Raw genomic sequence first — 19930 nt, forward strand, 5'->3', positions numbered from 1 at the left:
ACACAATCTCATCATTACTTCAATTTTTTCAAGTCTTCAAAATCTACCGGATACTTGCATCTGTTTTTCACCTCCCCGCCTTTCAGCCGGACATACGTTTCAAATTCCCGTTTCCCTTCCGTCAATTCAATCACCCGCACCCCCGGTTCCAAACACCCGTAGGCATTTTTCCCGGCGGACACACGCCCGTATCCCAACGCTATATCATAATATACACCTATAAAGTCATTTTCATGGTCATGCCCCGCGAACACCCCCATCACCTGCCCCGACTCTTTCAACGCGGTAAACAACCCGCTATTCAGCCGCGGGCAACAAATTTCTTCCAACCTCACCCCGAACGTCTTCCCGTTCCAAGCATAGTTATATTCCGGCAACGGGATATGCATAAACAGCAGCGACGGACACTCTCGTCTTGCGCTCTGCTCCCGCAACCAAGCTATCTGTGAAAAATCCACCCACTGGTATCCCCCCACCTCTTTCAACTCGCAATTACTATGCGAATCCAAAAAATAAAGCACAGCAGCCGTCGCCCGGCTCTGCTTCTCCTCTATCTCCAACACGTAATTCCCGACACCCTTCACGTTCCCCTTGCTCATCAAGCAATTGGGAGCCTCCTTCACCATCTCGTAAATCTCCTCCCGACTCATTCCCTGCTCGTGATCATGATTCCCGAAAACCATCGTCCATGCCACCCCGCACGTTCTCATTTGCTCCACCAACCGTCCCCATGTCGCTCGCGGATTCAACTCTGTCACCTGATCCCCGGTAAACACCACCAAGTCCGGTCGCTCCTCCCGAATCACCTCCTCCAACAATTCAAAACACACTTCCGACTGCCCCTTCTTCAAGTTAATGTGCATATCAGTCACCTGCACGACCTTAAACCGTCCCCCCTCGTTAAATTTTAAATGAGGCTGGGCAACAGATTCACACACCAGCACGACCAACCACAACAACAGATTGATGGTGCAAATTACTTTTTTCATGACGTTAATTCACGTTTATATAATACGACTACTCAGAAAGTGGAGTCCAGTTAGTAACTACATTTTCAGAACAATATTGCAAATTACGTACAGATTTTTGCTCTACTTGTACGAATTTATTCGTATTAACATTATACTTGTATGTAGTGCGAATCACTTCCGCCTCTAATGTTCCAAAATCTTCATTAAATTTAGCCGCAACATCTGTTTTCAATTCACCAACGACGATCTTGTAATCATCTTTAAACATCCAATCTTTAACAAGAAATCTACGAGAATCCGCTTCCGTTTCGTATCGATCATTAAAATCATAGCGGTAATAAACAGCCACTTCAAGCCGATCATAAATTTCATACGTATGAGCATCTATCACATAAAGATAAATCGTATGGCTATCCTCATGATGAACACGTACTCCTAGCAATATCAAATTTCCTCTATCATTTACAATTTTCATAATAGCCTGAAATCCTTCCGCTTTTCGAGGTGTAGAAAAAGCAAAATTATTATACGTGTACAAATTTTGCCTATTGTAATTATCTACTAAACAAGCTACATCAATAAAATCGAATTCGTCCAATGAAGTAAATAACGGACCAGGCCCCCCTACTTTACCAACTTCTTCCCATGTTCCCCAATATCCTCTCGTTTCTTTTATTGTTTCCGAAAGTGTATAACGAATAGTTTCCGGACGCTCATCTGGTTCTATTGGCTTTATGCCATATTCTAACTCATGTATAATTTCACTTCTTAAATCTTCTACAGAACGAACTATTAAATCAACAACTTGCTTACAACGAGAACTATATATTCTAAAACTTCTAAAATAGTTTTCGAGATCTTCATCATTCTTAAATAAACCTCTAGACTTATTTATACACAAATCTTGATACACACGAGCTGCATCTTTATCAAAACGATTAATACATTCATACCATTTTTGTCTTAGTATACCTTCAGAAATAATTGTATCATAAGACTGATACAATTCTATAAATTGACGCTCAAAGAAATCAACACGTTGAAGGAATGCATTCATATTCTCAGTTACTCCCCTATCCACAGAGCGAGATAATCCCCCATCTTCTATCAAAATATTTTCTTCCAAATCCAACTCATTGAATTGCTGATTTTCTATCACACTTTCACAAGCAAAACAACATGCGAATAAAAAAACGATAAATAATAAACGATATTTCATGTCCACAATTTATTAAGTTTAACTTCGATTTTCTCTACATAGAAAGAGTAAGGAAGAAGCCTTTTTCAGCTTCCCCCTTCTCTTAATTCACAACATATAAGACTATTATTAATCTTCTTTTCCCGTGAATGCCCACTTGCTCTTCCAAGCCCAGCGGAGTGGACAGTTATCCGTAATAATACGCATACGCTTCACCTGATCCATAGTGATAGAACTTCTGAAACTTTGGTTATCCATAATGTTCGTGGAATAGAATAACAAACCATCATCAGTAATTTTCAATCGATTATTTGCATCATTTCCATTTTCATCATACCAAGATTCAGTATACGTGCGATAAGGTACTGTATCATCACAATAATCAGATACAACCTCCCCCGTTACATCCATATTTTCAGTAGGCCGCAATCCAAAAAACGTACCCAGCTGGCCAATATATCCATACGGCATACCTTCATTTGATGTAAAATCACTTGCATCAAACAACAAGCCGATATCATAAATATTCCAATTTACATTCTCAAATTCAGCCTCGCTCTTTTCCTGCATTGACACACCTTCCAAAAGTTCTGTCCCTGCCAAAATATAAGCAGGGGGAGCAGCAACGTTTCTTTGCGCACCTTCAATAATCCAAATATTCAAATACTTTTTATAATCCCATAAAATATCAGTATAATACTTACTTGTCTTTATGGCATTTTCCAAATTAGGTAAAAGATCTGATTGCATATACCTTTTCAGTTCCGTATGACGATTAACACCTTTCTCTTTCATTTGCATTCCATCCGGATCATACTCTGCTAATTGAAAACGAATACGCGTATCTGCTCCATTCGGGGTAAAAATACTTTCATGCGCAAAAACATTACACATATTATTAAAAATTTCATAAATCAAATCCACCCCAATCGCTTGTCCTGCCTCCACGCTTTCAGTGGCTTGTACCACATGAAAAACAACCGGATAAGTTATCGTTTCGTATTTATCTTCAGCAAAAGGTTCCCGCAATTTCACGGTAAAGACATCAGACTTCATATCATTTACCGTGATATAAAATCCCACGTTACCTTGTGATGCGTCAGTAGTCTTGTATTCCGCACCATCTAACACTGTACCATCTTCTAGAAAATAGCGAACAACATCACTAGGAAATCGATCTGCCGGAATTCGGCCATATCCTATACTATCTCGACCATCTTTGTCTTGGAATGTACACTCTTGATACAACATAGGATTCAGCGTTAAAGTCGCAACCCCGTCCGCAATCAATTGACGGGCATCTGCACCCAATTCCACTTTTGCAATCTTAATTTGACCAAAATCAAGCACTTCACTTTCTTCTGGTGTACATGCTGTAAAAAAGCCTAATAATAAGAACAAATATAATAAATTCCTTGCCTTCATAATATTACTCTGTTAAATGCCATCCTGGATTTTGATCTATAAACTTATTATTTTCCAGTTCCATTGTCGGAATCGGGAATGTATAACGATAATCCCCTTTACCATCCAATGTATAGGTTTTACCGTCTATTGTACGCTCTACTTTCAATCCTAAACGTTTTATATCTAACCAGCCATAATCACCCTCTCCCATAAACTCTTTACGACGTTCTCGATAAATGTCTTTTAACAATCCCTCTTTATCAGAAGGCGTAGTGTAAGTACCTTCATATCTATCTTCTTTAAAACGTTCCAATATAGCTTTTGCTTCATCCAACTTTTCCGTCATCGCTAATGCTTCTGCTTGAATCAAGAAAGCCTCAGCCAATCGGAAACCAACAAATACACTTCCATAATCCCCATAAATATAATCACTATCAAATTTATTAAGAAGTAATTTTAATACATATTTTCCTTGCTTCCAATCGTATACATTTATCTCCTCAATAAAATCACGACGTATATCTCCTTCTGATACAGAAAAATAACTCTCGTAAAAATCAGTGCTTAATTCCATCCCATTAAACATAGAGCTTTTGGGATACCCCATACTGAAAAATATACGCAAAGCTGTTTCATTATTCATGACCTCTTTGGTATTATTAACGCTGAATATCGAATACAAAACATCAATACCATCTAAAGTAGCATTTCTTGTTTCTTTAGAAGCATATAACGCAGCATTCTGCCAATCGTTTGCCTCTGCTGCAGGAGAAAGAGCTTTAAACTGATAAACCTGCGCAAACAACCGATTTAATACGGATGATTTATACATCACATTAAAACCATTTCGCATAGGCGTCCGCTCTAATCGAATTTCAGCCTCATGCAAATCACTTAAAATTTGAGCGTATACCTTCGTTTGAGGAGCACGGGACAGATTTACGTCCTCAAAATCATCATAAGAATTCAGACATAAAGGAATACCCAAATCATTATTATCATAAGGAGCATAATACTGAACCAACTTAAAGAAACAATAAGCCCGCATAACGTATGCCTCCCCCATAATATAATCCCGCATATCCTCATCTCCGGTAGCAGTTTCAGCTTCGTGAAGTATCAAATTCATAAAACCAATGGTTTGATAAAATCTCCCCCAATACCCTTGAGTTGTTTCATCACGCCAATCAACTTTTTTAATATCCTCAACGGTCATTCCTTCGTTATCTGCTGCCAGTTCTGATAAATCCCACTCTTCACAATATGCAAGCAAAACCCCCTCTCTATTGCTCGGTTCCAAAGGAGATACTGGATTTTCAAAATTATAACTATTTCCCCCATCAACACGCATTCCATTTAAAAAACCGGATAATGCCTGCTTGATACTCTGTAAATCATCCATGGAGATCACGTTTTTGGGAGTTACATCCAAAAACTTATTACACCCTGTAATCCACAGAATTAATAAAATACTAATTAATCGTATATATTTTTTCATAACATCGATCTTTTAAAAGCCCAAAGAAAGATTAAACATATAAGTACGAGGTAACGGATAATTAAACGGCTTTCCGGTAGTTACATCCAAACCACTATACTTCGTAAATACAAATACATTGCTTACCTGTAATCCTACACGGAAGCGAGTTAGCCCTATATACTTAAACCAGTCTCCCTGCAAATCGTATGAAACCGTCAAATCACGGAAAGCCAAGAAATCAGCGTCTTCAAATTTATCATCCGTCAACATCTGACGATAACTATTACTTGCAAAAGAATAACGAGGTGTATTAGTAATATCACCCGGGGTTCTCCAACGATTCATAGCAGTTCTCAAACGATTAGTCCTAGAAATAAAGACCTCTCCATTTCCTCCCCCACGAGGTGCGTATTCACGTTCATTAAAGGTTTCTAACAAATGTCCGACACTATAAGCAAAACCGAGACGTACCTCCAATTGTTTCCAAGTCAAAGTAGAGGTAAAACCTCCAGTTACTTTCGGATTCACCGTACCCAAATTCACCAAAGAAGCAGCCATCACACTTGAGTCAAACTCCTTTTTCGAATCCTCCATAACGTATGGAATCTGATCAATAGATACCTCTTTCTTCTCTGCCCATACTTCTCTAGCTCTTTCTGTCAAATAGAAAGTAGCATTACCAGTAACAGGATTTACCCCAGCAAAACGATGCCCAAATATAGTCCCGGTAGCATATCCCTCAATATTAGCCGTACTACCATTCCAATTCACCTCTTCAAATTCTTCAAAATTCTTGATATAAGTATTGGTAATCTTGTTCTTGTTTTGAGCTATATTGAAAGAATTTACCCAAGAAACCTCTTTCCCTAAATCGAAACGAAAGTTGATATTAAACTCCCACCCCGTATTCTCCAAAGAGGATACATTGGTCTTAATACTAGTACGTCCATAAGAATAAGGAGTTGTCATCTCACCTAACAAATCGCGAGTAGTATTCCAGTAGTAGTTAAACGTACCACCGATACGGTTGTTCCAGAAACCAAAATCCAAACCGATATTCCGATCTTGTTTACGTTCCCATTTAACATTGGGATTCGGGAATTCCACTCGTTCAGCCAAAAATAAACCATCATATCTTTCTGCATTCAAAAATACTAACGGCATCGGATAAGCATTACGATCAATATTTCCCGTGTATCCATAAGAAAAACGTACGGCTAAATCAGAAATAAAGTTCACGTTCTTCAAGAAATTTTCCCGCATCGCATTCCAACGGAAACTGGCAGACCACAACGGAGTAAAGCGGTTATCTGTACCAATAATATCTGCACCGTCGAAACGAGCATTCACATTGAATACATATTTATCTCGCAAAGTATAAGTGAAAGCTCCGAAGAAAGAGGCTGAACGATCCTGTGCTTCTCCCGTACTCATCATACCACGAAATACATCTTTCAATTTATCATATGTGATTTCATCCGAGTTTGGAAAAGAAGGAAAACTCGTAAATCGATAAATCTGATTAAACTCCGGAAAATTATGGAAGTTATTATAACTCTTGCTTCCAGATAACTCGGTTCCCACTACAACAGAGAACGAATGACCTTCCAACTTATCGTTGTTATAGCTAACTAATCCTCTCAACGCAAAAGAAGTCGTACGACCGGAACCTTCTTGCAAATAACCGTTATTAAATTCCGAAGATATCTCAGCCTCTGGATTTAACTTCAAAGCACTTCTTACAAAATTTAAATTTACATAAGAAGCATATGTTCCCGGTGCAGCCCACTTCTCAGTATTATTCGTGCTATAGGTCAAAGCACCGCTTACATCTGCTGTCAACCCTTCCAGAATCTGATAGTTAAATCCTAATCGAGCAGATATATCGGAAGCGATACTCTTGGCTTGAGTTTCATTTAACTCTCTTAAGATATTGAATGTATCAAATTTATAACCATACTTCAACGAACTCCAATTATCTCCCAAATAACTCAAATCAGCTGCATAACTACCATCCGCATTGTACGGCTTCTCGTAGGGATTAGCAAAAACGGCATACTTGAACGGATCAATACCAGAGGCATGGTCTACACTCTCTCGATAATATCCTTCCACTTGGAAATTCAATTCAAAATTCTCGAAAGGTTTATGGCGAATTTCCAATTTAGCCCCCAAGTTATCGTAACTATTGCTTTTCAAAATACCATCCTGCCCACTATAATTTAACGAAGCATAGTAATTGGTTTTTTCTGAGCCACCTCGCATCGATAAGAAATGAGAATGCGAAAATCCTTTTCGGAAAATCACATCAAACCAATCGGTATTTATAGAACGTAACCTCTCCAAGTCAGCATTATATTGTTCAGCATTAATACGTCCTTGCATATACAAATCGTAAGCCTTACCCGCCAAACCAGCTTGATCTGCACGATTGAAATCTCGCATCAATTCTAACTCAAAATCCACTTTCTCTCTACTATTCATAAAATCCAAATCAATGCTTGGGGCTTCAACCATACCAAAACTACCGTTATAACTGAATGTCGCATTCCCCTCGAAACCGCGTTTCGTTTTGATAACGATTACACCATTAGCAGCCCGCGCCCCGTAGATTGCCGATGCCGCCGCATCCTTTAAAATCGTGATCGACTCTATATCCGCCGGAGAAAGATTACCGATACCGTGATCAAGTGCAGACTCTTGAATATTTCCCGCATTAAGCACGTTAATGGAAGCCACACCACCTTGTAAAGGTAGACCGTCTACCACCCACATAGGCTCCTTGTTACCCGAGATAGAGTTATCACCCCTGATCCGCACGTTCGCCCGCGCTCCCGGTGCTCCACTGGTCTTGAAAGAATACAACCCGGCAACCTTACCTTCCAGAATCTGATCTATGCTCTTGAACGCACTATTCTCCAACTCCTTGGCTGTAATAACAGTCACCGAACCTGTCATTCGATCCTTGCGGATTTCCTGATAACCGGTCACGACAACCTCATCCATCTCGTTCACCTCTTCCTCCATGTAAACCCGAATCGTGTCTTTCAACATCTGATCGGTCAAAGCCAAAGTCTTCCTTTTATACCCCACGAATGAAAATTCCAAAGTCGCTTTCTCGGTCAATTCCATGGTAAACCACCCGTTCACATCGGTAGAAGTCCCGAGGGGTACCCCTGCCACTTTCACCGTCACTCCCGGCAAAGCCTCCTTGTTCTGGTCGTACACGAAACCTTTTACCCGAAACGCTTTTTTCTCATCCTGCGCGGGCTTCACGGCAGGAGTAATCACGATATAATCGTCCACGAACTTGTACGTCATACCGCTTCCGGCAAGTACACGCTCCAGCACATCTGCCAACTCCATGTCCTTGAAATCCGCATTCACCTTCTTCCGCAACGCCAACCGGTCGTCATTATAAATCACGATCTTGTTCGTTTGCTTACGAATCTCCTCGAAAACCGTCTTAATCGACGTTTCCCCCAAATTCATACTCAATTTTTGCTGTGCCAGACTGTTCGCAGACAACGTACACACGAAACAGACACACAAAATCCATGTTAGTTTCATAATTCTCCATAATTGCTGCCGCTTATTTTTTGACAAAACAAGCCACACTACATTACTTTTTTTCATACATTTGTGAATTAAGTGATTCTTAATGCTCCCCCGGGAGTAACTACCGGATCGTGCTCCCAACACTTTCCGGTATTTTTATGCCCCTTCGGAAGCGGTTTTCTACTTTATTTTTCGTTAACTATAATTGCATTTCCATTGATTTTAAAAGTTACATCCGTCGTTGCCTCTATCAAAGAAAGAATATAATCCATATCATTATATTTCCTGAAAGCACCCGTGAACTTCAACTGCTTCAAACGCTCATTACTGAAAAAGAAACTCACCCCGTACCAACGCGCCAGCTTATCCCCCAACTCCTCCAACGGCATCGCGTCAAAATTCAAAGTTCCCTTTTTCCACGCGGCATAAGCATCCGCATCCACCGTACGCACCTCGTATTCACCACTCTCGTTATTCATCACGAACTGTCGGTTCGGGGTCAACACCTCGCTAATCTTCCCGCTCGTCACGTCCACCTTCCCGTTCACCAAAGTGACTTCCGTACGGGCATCCTTCTTGTAAGCCATCACGTTAAACCCGGTGCCCAATACCGTCACGTCCAACCGACTCGTGCGTACCACGAAAGGACGCTCCTCATCCCGCTCCACCTCGAAATAAGCCTCTCCTTCCAACTCCACCAATCGCTCGCTCCCGGTGAACCGTACCGGATATTTTAAGCGGGATTCCGAATTCATGTAAACGACAGTCCCGTCGGCAAGCAACAAACGGTACTCCCCACCAACAGGCACGATCAACTCATTATAAACCGTTTCCGTCACTCCATCACCTTTCTCCCGACTATAATCAATATAATCCTTCTCCCGCAAAATCGATTGCCCGTTCTCCCGTATCGTGTCCGCCTGCTCGCCTCCCAAAGCAACCCGCTCTCCCGACGAAAGCACCAGCAACGCCTTCGACTCCCCGGGCTTACCCACCGGAGCCTGCACCATCGCCACGGACATATTCTCTTCCCCCGACGGCAAAAACATCCACGCCAACCCGACCACCAACACCACTGCCGCCGCCACACTCCAACCAACGCGCAACAAACGCCTCCGTCGATGACTTTCCCGCTTATGCTCCACAGCTTTCCACGCGGAACTCATCTCCACGTTTTTCCATCTCACGGCATACTTCCCCGTGTACCAAGCCCGCTCCACCTTGTGAAAAAACACTCGATGCTCCTCGCTCTCCCGCACCCACGCCTCCAACTCACATCGTTCCTCCTCGCTTGCATCTCCTGCTAACACACGGTAAATCAACTCTTCTATGTAATTCGATATAGTCATACTTTGTTTTTTATACAAGTAAGACTAAATAAAAATCAAAACGGGTGAATGAAGGGTGTATTTTTTTTGAAAAAAAACAACCATACGCTCCTATTTCAACTCCCGCGTGGGAATAGCGTAAAGACACGGCCCGTCCTTCGTGCGGTCGACAATAAACAACGTGCTACGGCGGATACAGAACTTCTCGGGGGCTTGCAACGTGATGCCACCGACCGTCGTGTAATCCTTCACGATATCCCCCGTTTCCGGGTCAACTTCGCAAAACTTCTCGTTGCCGTTAGAAGTCACGAACAACCTACCCTTGTAAAAATCCAGCGCGTAAGGCGTGTTACGGTAAGCCAACTGCTTGACACGTTTAAGAGTCACACCCTCGCGTATATCACCAAGAGCGAAAACATCTATACGCTTGGACGGATGGGTGGAATAAAGCAATCCCGCCCGTTCATCGACCGCCATGCCGTAAGCGGCGCTCACCTCGCCCAAATGCTCCGACCGAATGTACAAACGCGGTGCCACGTTTCCGGGCGTCAACACCCCCTCTTCCACGAAATTGACATAACGCTTGTCATGAATCGCCACCATTCCCTTGTAAAGCACAACGTCGAAAGCGTGCACGGTTTGAGAAGGCCCCGTACCCCACGCCCCGGTTCCGATACACGTGACAAACCGGTAATCCCCCGCGTCGAAAATCTCCGTGCGACTCCCCTCGTGAGTGACATATATCTTCCCGTTAGCACGCGTAACACCATTCGGTCTACCACCGAACGTTTCCGTTTCGTCCCCCCGCGACCATTCCCGGATACTATTCAAATGCTGTTTCATACTGTTAGGCTCGAGATTGAACACCTCCACGCTATAATTATTGTCAGCATCATTCACCACGTACAAGGTATTCCCGTACGCGTACACGTCTTTCGGGCGGAAAGTGGCGGCCGTTGCCCCGGGCACATCCGCGTAATCCAACCGGAAAGTCAGCGGCATACCGTCATCCCCACCCGTGTCCGTCACCCCGCGCAACGGGGACAAACCACCATCTAGGGCATCAAGTTCCGGATCCTCGATAATATATTTTGACGCCACGTATATATCGTCAAAATACCTGTTCTTGCACTTACGGGTATGCAGGAAACGGCGGGAGTAAACGGGCAACTTCTTTTCACGCGACAACTCGACGTACACGTTATTACACAAGGTAATCCACCCGGGTCCCGTCTGCTCATAGGTCATATTCCCGGCATGCCCGTATCCCACGCAATGCGCGAACTCATGAAAAAGGGTTTCCGTGATGCTCTTATCATCGGCATAATGCTCAAGGTAACACACCTCGTGCATCCCGTACGTCGTACCGCCACCCAATCCCATCACACCCGTGGTATAACCGAAAACCAACCCGCGGTGATTAAGCACTCTTGTCAATAAAGCATGCTTGTCAATCTCCACCCTGTCATTGTTACTATGTAGAGGTCCGAACTCGTGCAACGCCTTCTCGAGCTTCTCCGACGAAAACATATAACTCATGTTCAACGCTATCGCCACCGCCTCACGCGTGTGTGAAGCCTTCATTTTATACTTCCAGCTTGCCTGCGTGTCGCTATACCTGCCGAAAGCGATATTCCATTTACAACGGATAGATTGCAACCTTGCCCAATAAGGATCGTCACACTCGATTCTAAAAGAGATATCCTCCACCGTCAAATCCGGGTTTGCCGTGATAAGAATCTTTTTTCCGCCGCGAGTGTACGCGGTCATATCCGTGGTGACAAAAGGCACAGGCACCCGAAGCTGTTGGAACGGCATGATTTTCTCGAGCGACATAAACTCGACCTCCTCGTCGTACCCCTCGATGGTTGCCCAAATCGTCACGCCTTTCAAGGCTCTCGGGCTATAAAAACGAATCTGGAAATTGAGCTCGTCATCCAGCGAAATTTGCAAGGGCTGCGTCACGAGAAAACTTCGCTGCTTCGAATCGAAATAAACATCCGGGGATTCGTCATCATTCAACAAATAATACGTGTTACTCTCGTTATAATCCGCCACCGTCAACCTGACGGGTAATTCATTATCCACAATATCCTCGTCTTCGACAACTGTCACCTCATCCTTCTTACAACCGACCAATAGTAAGAATATGCCCACCCAAAACAACAGGCAGGTTGAAAAAAATCTTTTCATCGTCTGTCTCTGTTTAAAACTACATTCTACTTGAAAATAATTACTCCTCATGAAAAAGGGTGGCAAATATATATATTTTAAAATATTCACGCAAAGCTATCACTTCATATAACCTTTAAGAGGGCTTTAAGCAGGATATAAAACCGAGTTGGGTGAGTTTTGGGCGACTATTAGGTGACTATTAGGCGGCATCGCCTACACTTAGCCTACTTATAGCCCACTCTTCGCCCACGTTTTAACAAGAAATAATCTAATTTAACTTGACAAATATTCAAGCCATCCCTGCCATGAACATTCCAACGGGAAACAAGCATAAACCAATAAGGCTCAATATGGTGTAGCACGAGTATAGCTTCAGGATAGCTACGTTACCCCGCGTCGGTTCAACTTTCCGAATTACCCGCGCAAACGAATAATAGAATCAACTCCTGTTCGCTTTGCAGTTCTTCACGCAAAAGCCGCATCCCGTTGCGCAACAAAGTTTTCACGGTGTTCAAGGATACATGCAACTCGTCGGCTGTTTCCTGATATTTCATGTCCTGCATCAACACGCAATTCAGCACTCGTCCCGTCTGTTCGGGCATTCGGGCTATCACGGCAGTTACCCTATCCACGATTTCTTGGCTTAAAGCCGCCGCCGAATCTGCCGCCACGTCAATGGACGTGAAGTCCACGCGGGCACGCATCACATCGTTCTTGTGCAAGTATGTATAACAACTATTGCGCACGGAAGAGAAAAGATAAGAACTGAGCGCCTTGCTCTCGATACGTTCGAGATAATCGTCTTCCCACAAACGCACGAAAAATTCCTGAACGAGATCTTCCGCCATCGTGTCGTCACTGATCAATGTCCCGGCATACAACACCAGAGGACGATAGTAACGATCAAACAGCACGCAAATCCCGTCCTTACGATTCTTCGTGAACCTGTCAAGTATATCTCTATCATCTTTCCGCATCAATACAAAAATAAATCTTTTTCACCAGTGACACACCAAAAAGGAATAATTTTATTTATCAAAACAACAAAGTTTCCCGCTTTTCCAAGTAAGACTGCACCAAACGGGATACCGCGTAATTACCTACCTCCTCATCCGGCACCTGAAGGTACTTCTGCATGGCAGGAGAGAAAGCATCTACCAGAATCTCGTAGAACACGGCGTAAATTACCCGGTGGGACAGCACGTGCTTTTTAGCCGTGAACTCCCGTTTCACGTTGATACCCGTCATTCCGCCGAATAATGTATTGAATCCGGTCACTTGTTGCAACTCTCCCCAAGACACGGGAGATGCCGTTTCGACCAACGGGAACTCGTAAAGATTACGCCAGATGTCATTTCCCGTGCGCTTGGAAAGCAAGGTTTTACCCTGACCGCGGATATGCAAATAATTAAAATAACGGGGTTTAACCATGGTCTTCCCGTTCTTCACGGGTAATTGTTCCACTCGCCCGGAAGCCAATGCCAGACACTTCCCGTTCAAAGGGCAAGAATCGCAAGCCGGGGATTTCGGGACACACTGCAAAGCCCCGAATTCCATCATCGCCTGATTGAACAGATCGGGATGCCGTTCGTCCAGTAACGATTGTGCCAATTCCGTGAAATACTTCTTTCCCTCGCCGCTATCAATAGGCATCTCCAAATCGAACAGCCGGGCTAACACCCGGTACACGTTGCCGTCTACCGTGGCGTAAGGTTGTTGATAGGCGAAAGAAGCTATCGCGGCAGCCGTGTAATCCCCGATCCCTTTCAGTGATAAGATATCCTCTCTCGTCCGGGGAAAAACGCCGTCGAAAGAATCCACGATTTGCTTTGCCGCCGCGTGCAGGTTGCGGGCACGACTATAATAACCCAAGCCTTGCCAGTATTTCATCACCTCATCTTCGTCAGCTTCCGCGAGGGAACGCACATCGGGAAAACGTTGCACGAAACGGTTGAAATAATCCAACCCCTGTACCACTCTGGTTTGCTGGAGTATAATCTCCGAGATCCAAATCAAGTAAGGTTCGCCGGTTTCCCGCCACGGCAATTCCCGCTTGTTCTTCTCGTACCAGTGGATTAAAATACCACTTATCTCTCTATCATCCATATCTCCTGATTAACGGGTACGAAGATACAAAAAACATCGGAATACAAGGCGAACATAAAAAAAGAGAACTGCCGATAATCGACAGTCCCCCTCATTCACTCATAACATAAAAATCTATCCTTATTCCAAATGGGCACGGATCATCCAAGTTACTTTTTCCTTTTTCTCAATCATGTCTTCCAAGAAATTGGATGTTCCGAAATCTTTCGAGCCTTCTTTATCCATGGTTTCCAAATCAGAACGTATCTGACGGATAACTTCTGCATTGTCATCCAACAAGGCTGCCAACATCCCCTTTGCATCGGGAAGCGGTTTCTCCTCGTCTTGTTCTTTGATGCGGTTGTGCTCCAGACAGCCTTTCAAAGACCCGATAGGACGTTCGTCCAAATCACGAACACGCTCGGCAATACTGTCGATATCTTCAATCAGGCCGTTATAAAGATCTTCCAAGAACGTGTGATAAGATCTGAAGCTCGCGCCTTTCATATTCCAGTGGTAATTCCATGTTTTAGCCAGTAAAACAAAATGATCAGCAAGCAGGTTATTTAAAATTGTTTTACTTGATTTGATCATTGATGCGTCTAAACCAATATTTCCTTTCATCATAACTATAAATATTTAAAGGTTCTTTGTATTTCATTGTAAACACCTATAGAAACGAAAAGCGGTTGATAAAGTTTCACGCGGAACATTTAATTTTTACTATATTTTTTCGACACTCTAACCAAAGAACGACTAAATACCCATATTTCGGATGCTTTACATTTCCATAATAAAAGTTTACCCGCGATAAGGTAATCCCTATGAATCTTTGAATCCTTCTATTTCTTAAAAATTTCTCCCCGTATCCCACCACAAACGGGTTCCAGCGTTGTCCTTTCCCCCTAGAGCATCCACCAATGCCTTGTATTGTTCCGCGCTTTCATCCAGAAGAGTCGAAGGAAAGTTCAGACGGCGTATCATGATTTCCGTGTCGATACAACCATTCCGGCTATTATTGTATTTCACGGGAAAAAGTCTCGGGTATCCCGTTCTTCGCTGTTCCGCCCAAGCCTCACATCCCTCCGGGAAAATAGCCAACCATTTCTGCGTGATAATTCTTTCCAGCTTTATTTCCGGCGATGCGGATTCATCCCAACAAGGGGATACCTTGCAACGGGCTTTGATATCATTCTCGGGCGTGAATACATCCTTGAAATCTGATGCCCGGTTATCACCCTGCAAATAAGCGTCCGCGTCGGGTACCTGCCATTGCGAGAAAGAACATTTCACCCCTCTCTCGTAGCAATCCCCGGCTTCTTCCGATGTCCAACCCCGCAGAGCTGCTTCCGCCCGTAAAAACCATACCTCTGCCGCCGTCATCAAGATCGCGTCGGTATTCACGTTCACGTATATCTTGGACAGAGCCGCGTAATAAGGGTGTGCGAACATTGTACCTTGGCGAATCCCCCGGTATTGTCCCTTTAAAGGAATAATGACGGAATCCTTACCGTTCTTATCCGGCAAACAAACGTCTTCCATGCAGGGCTCAAAAAACACTTTCCGCCGGGGATCATCGAAACCGTTTAAAATGGATTCCATGGAAGCATTCATGTACACTTCCCCCCATACCCGGTTGATCTCGCCCAAAGGATTGGTGTACCCATCGCGGGTAGATACCTTCACGAGCTCGAAAGGGTCTTCAAAATACCCGTGTTCATCACTGATAGCCGACTGAAATTCCGTTCTGGCTTTTTCCGGTTCAGCCATTGCTATCCGTACCGCCAAACGCATACGCAATGAATTGGCAAATTTAATCCACGAAAGGATCTCCCCGTCCATCAGAATATCAAAACGGGAAAAATCAAAAACTTCATCGGGCTTATCCATATAATCGCTCAGCGTCTTTACCGCCTCTTTCAGATCGTCAAAAAAAGCATGATAAACATCCTGTTGCGTATCCGGCATATACACCGATTTCATCCCCCCGAAATTGGAATATATGATCGGACCGTAGTAATCGGACACCCGATGCATCACTTCGACTTTCAATATTTTCGTGATCGCGTAGAAAAGAGGATTCTCTGTTCTCGTGGAATCCTCCAACCGTTTGATCTGCGGCATGATATAAGCGTACGTGTATCCCCAGAACGTCCCGTTCCACCCGTCTTGAAGATTATAATCAGAATTGTGGGAACCGCCGTTCAACGGCTTGTAATCGTGCATATAACCACTGAACATATCGGCGCTCAGGTTCTGCATGATCTGGTATGTCCAATTCTTCCCCTTGCCGAAATCATAATTAAAATAAATGCCCTGCTGCACCACACCGAGAGGTATCCCGATATGGTTCCAGTCGATACGCGTATCCTCATCCGTGATCCCGGTTTTATCCGTGTTCAAATCCTTAAAATGTCCCGTGCAAGCGATACATCCCAGAAACAGAACCATGTAGACAAATACTCTCTTTTCCATACCGCCATCCGATTAAAAGGTAACACGCAGACTGAATCCCATACCACGGGTAGTAGGCATCCCGTAAACTTCTATCGCTTGATTATCGTTCCCGGTAGAAAGAATCAAATCCGGATCGAAAGGTGCTTTCCTGTATATAAAAAACAGATTCCGGGCGGTAAAAGCCAGATGTATATCCCGTAGTACCCGTACCGATTCCAACCATTGTTTCGGGAAAGAGTATCCCAAGGAAAATTCCCGCAAACGGAAATTCGTGGCATCGTACATGTAGTATTCCGTCACTCCCGCACGTCCCCCGACAATGGATTTGTAAAATCCTTTCACGTTGGTGATCCTCTCGCCCTCCAGCATGACATACCCCCGGTCACGAGCATCCCCGGTGGCTCTCGTTACCCCGTACAAGTCCATATCCGCCCGTGTCTGTGACAACACTTTTCCACCGACACGCCCATCTATCAGGAATGTCATCATAAAATTCCGCCACGAGAAGGTATTCGTCCATCCCAACGTGAAATTTGGATTGGCATTCCCCACTCTCACCGTGTTACCGTCACCCTCCACTCGTGGTAATCCTTTCAAATCGCCTTCCGTCTCGTATAGAATCTTCCCGTTATCATCCCGCTTGAAAGCCTTGCCGTAGATATCCCCGAAGGAACCTCCCTCTTTCAATTTCATCGCGTAACTTGACGAAAAGCCATAAGGCCCGTACTGGAAAACAGGCAGTTCTTCGTGTAAGCGAAGTACTTTATTTTTGTTGGAAGCGTAATTTATCCCGGTTTCCCATTTGACTTTTGTATCCTCAAAAGGGGTTCCTTTCAACTCGATCTCTACCCCCGTGTTCCGTATTTCCCCGGCATTCACGTAACGATAAGCGTACGTGTCGCCATCCTTCGCCGCCAGTTTGAAAAACTGATTCTTCGTGACCGTGTTGTAACACGTGAGGTCCACTCGCAAACGGTCGTTGAACAACCGCCACTCGGTTCCCGCTTCAAACGCCACGTTTTTCTCCGGTTTCATTTCCTCGAAAGGGGCGGCATCGGAAGCCTGTATACCGCCTCCCGCCAACACGTGTGACACGGGGTGCGTGATATACAAGGGGATATCATTCCCGACCATACTCCATGCCCCGCGAATCTTTCCGCCCGTGATCCACTCGGGCAGGGAAAACGTCCGGTCTATCAACCAAGAGAATCCCACGGAAGGATAGAAAAAGCCGGTGGATTCACGGGAAGTATAAGCCAACGTGGAACTCCAATCATTACGGGCGGAAATATCGAGGAACAAGTATTCCCGGAAACCCAACTGTGCCGTTGCAAACAAGGATTGCATCTGCCTCGTGGCATCGATTTGCTCGGCAATATAAGCGGACGTCGTCATATTGATGTTCGCGATATTGAATACATTGGCATATTTCAATGAAGCTGTTTTCGAATCGTAGCGAAGTTCATTTGTCTTGTTATTATTTATACTTGCCCCTAAAGATATATCCAAAGAAAAGTTCTCGAACTTTCGTTTATAAGTCCCGAGCACATCTCCATAAGTCAAAGTCTGCTCGTGGCTCGCGTCGATATAACGTCCATTACTTCCCGCCAACGCCGGAGCCGTGGAAGCGTAGTATTTCTGACGGAACTTATCGTTCAAGTAATCCACGCTTCCGCAGGCCTGCAACGAAAAATGAGCAGAAAGAATCAGACGCATGGCAATAGAGGCTATCACCCGTGTTCTCTGATCCTGCCCTTTGATACGTTCCAGTACCCAATAGGGATTTTGCTCAAAGTCCTCCGTCGGGGCGTGCCAATTCTGCACGTTCAACCGGCGCTCTTCATTCCATACTTCAAAATGATTTTTATACTCCGTGATATCCATTCCCCGGGGAAAACGGTATAACCCGACTAACGGATTCATGTAAAAGCCGCCCGGCACCGGACGATTTTTCACCGTTTGCTTCAATAAATTGACACTTCCGTCTATTTTTAAAAGCCCGTCATAAAAAGTTGCACTTTCCCGCAGGTTCATGTTGTGTTTTGATAAACGATGCGTTTCCATAATCCCTTTTCCCTCCGTGTTCGCGTAGGAGAAATAAGTTTGCGTGCGTTCATTTCCGGTTGAAAAGGTAAGGGAATGAATCGCGGTCACTCCCGTCTTAAAAAAAGAAGAAATCGGGTTCCCCGTGTTTATATCTTTTCTCTCTCCCCAACTTTCCACCTCGTCGCTCACGCCATAATGATTTTGCAGTTTCGGGAGCATCATGGCTTTATCAATCAACACGCTCGAAGAGAAAGAAACTTCCTGCTTCCCCGCTTCCCCGTGTTTCGTGGTAATCAAGATAACCCCGTTGGCAGCCTGCGTCCCGTATAAAGCGGCTGCCGGGGCTCCTTTCAATATACTGATACTCTCTATGTCTTCCGGGTTAAGATTGGAAATACCATCCCCGGCATCCCTGTTTCCGGCATCAGCCGTACCCCCGATAGACGTACTCGGCTGTTCGCTGCTCTCGTTCAGCATCGGGATTCCGTCTATCACGTATAAAGGCTGATTATTACCCGCCACCGAACGATTACCGCGCATCACGACTTTCACGGAACCGCCCATACCGGAAGAACTCCGGTTCACCTGCATTCCCGCGATCTTTCCCATAAGTGTCACGATCATATTCGGATCTTTCACCCGAATCAATTCATTCCGGTTCACCCGGGAAGCGGCATAAGACAAGGAATTTTCTTTTTTACGGATTCCCAATGCCGTCACGATGACATCGTCCAACAGAACACTCTCCTGTTCCAGCGTGATCCGGATATCTTTTTTGCCCTCGACAACCACAAATTGAGTATGGTAGCCGACAAAAGAAACGATCAACGTTCCGGTTCGCCTTACTTTCATGGAGAAATTTCCTTCCCAATCTGTAACGACCCCGTTCGTCGTTCCTTTTTCCAGTACGTGGACTCCTACCATAGGAAGACGCGTTGTATCGAGAACTTTACCATGCACCACAATTCGCTCATCCCCGGCAATGATTGTATCGGTTACGCGAAACGAATGAACACGATACTTCTCCGCGGAAAAAGTTACTTTTCCACACGCTAACACACAAATCACGATTATACACAGACGCGTATATGCCATAAACGCCATTCAAGAAGTATGGGGTTGTGTCAAAAGTTTTTTTTAACTCCCTCCCCCCTTCGGGGTACTCCCTCTATAAACAGAGGGAGAGCTGAATTACTCACCGTCTTCGGGAAGAGTCACCAGCTCC

12 protein-coding genes are annotated in these 19930 nt (G+C 44.4%); all 12 read right to left on the reverse strand.

All coding sequences use genetic code 11. The features are described from left to right. Positions 1-14: 14 nt before the first annotated feature. The 12 genes from Q5866_RS15150 to Q5866_RS15205 all read right to left on the reverse strand — a co-directional run bounded on the left by Q5866_RS15150 (position 15) and on the right by Q5866_RS15205 (position 19800). Positions 15-989, reverse strand: a complete 975-nt coding sequence (locus tag Q5866_RS15150) for a metallophosphoesterase family protein (protein ID WP_303181096.1) — start codon at positions 987-989, stop codon at positions 15-17. Positions 990-1017: 28 nt separating this feature from the next. Next, on the reverse strand, positions 1018-2190 hold the full coding sequence (locus Q5866_RS15155; protein WP_303181098.1) for a hypothetical protein: 1173 nt from the start codon (positions 2188-2190) through the stop codon (positions 1018-1020). Between the two features lie 108 nt (positions 2191-2298). After that, the gene (locus Q5866_RS15160) at positions 2299-3594 is read right to left on the reverse strand and encodes a hypothetical protein (RefSeq protein WP_303181100.1); all 1296 of its coding nucleotides are present in this window, start codon (positions 3592-3594) and stop codon (positions 2299-2301) included. Positions 3595-3598: 4 nt separating this feature from the next. Next, positions 3599-5074 (reverse strand): RagB/SusD family nutrient uptake outer membrane protein, encoded by a 1476-nt coding sequence (locus Q5866_RS15165; RefSeq protein WP_292267207.1) that lies wholly within the window; start codon positions 5072-5074, stop codon positions 3599-3601. 12 nt (positions 5075-5086) lie between these two features. Then, positions 5087-8692, reverse strand: coding sequence for a SusC/RagA family TonB-linked outer membrane protein (locus Q5866_RS15170; protein WP_303181103.1), 3606 nt, complete (start codon positions 8690-8692; stop codon positions 5087-5089). Between the two features lie 107 nt (positions 8693-8799). Next, on the reverse strand, positions 8800-9963 hold the full coding sequence (locus Q5866_RS15175; RefSeq protein WP_303181105.1) for a FecR domain-containing protein: 1164 nt from the start codon (positions 9961-9963) through the stop codon (positions 8800-8802). A gap of 90 nt (positions 9964-10053) precedes the next feature. Continuing rightward, a complete protein-coding gene (locus Q5866_RS15180; RefSeq protein ID WP_303181107.1) occupies positions 10054-12135 on the reverse strand; it encodes a hypothetical protein in 2082 nt (693 codons plus the stop codon). Positions 12136-12518: 383 nt separating this feature from the next. Next, on the reverse strand, positions 12519-13094 hold the full coding sequence (locus Q5866_RS15185; RefSeq protein ID WP_303181109.1) for a sigma-70 family RNA polymerase sigma factor: 576 nt from the start codon (positions 13092-13094) through the stop codon (positions 12519-12521). Positions 13095-13152: 58 nt separating this feature from the next. Further along, positions 13153-14223, reverse strand: coding sequence for an A/G-specific adenine glycosylase (mutY, locus tag Q5866_RS15190; protein ID WP_303181111.1), 1071 nt, complete (start codon positions 14221-14223; stop codon positions 13153-13155). Between the two features lie 120 nt (positions 14224-14343). After that, positions 14344-14829: a Dps family protein gene (locus Q5866_RS15195; RefSeq protein ID WP_227215446.1), complete on the reverse strand. Its 486-nt coding sequence runs from the start codon at positions 14827-14829 to the stop codon at positions 14344-14346. 222 nt (positions 14830-15051) lie between these two features. Further along, positions 15052-16677 (reverse strand): SusD/RagB family nutrient-binding outer membrane lipoprotein, encoded by a 1626-nt coding sequence (locus tag Q5866_RS15200; RefSeq protein WP_099290074.1) that lies wholly within the window; start codon positions 16675-16677, stop codon positions 15052-15054. Positions 16678-16689: 12 nt separating this feature from the next. Further along, positions 16690-19800: a SusC/RagA family TonB-linked outer membrane protein gene (locus Q5866_RS15205; RefSeq protein ID WP_303181114.1), complete on the reverse strand. Its 3111-nt coding sequence runs from the start codon at positions 19798-19800 to the stop codon at positions 16690-16692. Between the last annotated feature and the right edge of the window lie 130 nt (positions 19801-19930).

Source organism: uncultured Butyricimonas sp. (genome assembly GCF_959596855.1).
Taxonomy (GTDB): Bacteria; Bacteroidota; Bacteroidia; order Bacteroidales; family Marinifilaceae; genus Butyricimonas; species Butyricimonas muris.

Bases quoted from the DNA above. Each gene is read 5' to 3' on its own strand.
- Q5866_RS15150 (WP_303181096.1), bottom strand. From the start codon at position 989: ATGAAAAAAGTAATTTGCACCATCAATCTGTTGTTGTGGTTGGTCGTG.
- Q5866_RS15155 (WP_303181098.1), bottom strand. From the start codon at position 2,190: ATGAAATATCGTTTATTATTTATCGTTTTTTTATTCGCATGTTGTTTT.
- Q5866_RS15160 (WP_303181100.1), bottom strand. From the start codon at position 3,594: ATGAAGGCAAGGAATTTATTATATTTGTTCTTATTATTAGGCTTTTTT.
- Q5866_RS15165 (WP_292267207.1), bottom strand. From the start codon at position 5,074: ATGAAAAAATATATACGATTAATTAGTATTTTATTAATTCTGTGGATT.
- Q5866_RS15170 (WP_303181103.1), bottom strand. From the start codon at position 8,692: ATGAAAAAAAGTAATGTAGTGTGGCTTGTTTTGTCAAAAAATAAGCGG.
- Q5866_RS15175 (WP_303181105.1), bottom strand. From the start codon at position 9,963: ATGACTATATCGAATTACATAGAAGAGTTGATTTACCGTGTGTTAGCA.
- Q5866_RS15180 (WP_303181107.1), bottom strand. From the start codon at position 12,135: ATGAAAAGATTTTTTTCAACCTGCCTGTTGTTTTGGGTGGGCATATTC.
- Q5866_RS15185 (WP_303181109.1), bottom strand. From the start codon at position 13,094: ATGCGGAAAGATGATAGAGATATACTTGACAGGTTCACGAAGAATCGT.
- mutY (WP_303181111.1), bottom strand. From the start codon at position 14,223: ATGGATGATAGAGAGATAAGTGGTATTTTAATCCACTGGTACGAGAAG.
- Q5866_RS15195 (WP_227215446.1), bottom strand. From the start codon at position 14,829: ATGATGAAAGGAAATATTGGTTTAGACGCATCAATGATCAAATCAAGT.
- Q5866_RS15200 (WP_099290074.1), bottom strand. From the start codon at position 16,677: ATGGAAAAGAGAGTATTTGTCTACATGGTTCTGTTTCTGGGATGTATC.
- Q5866_RS15205 (WP_303181114.1), bottom strand. From the start codon at position 19,800: ATGGCATATACGCGTCTGTGTATAATCGTGATTTGTGTGTTAGCGTGT.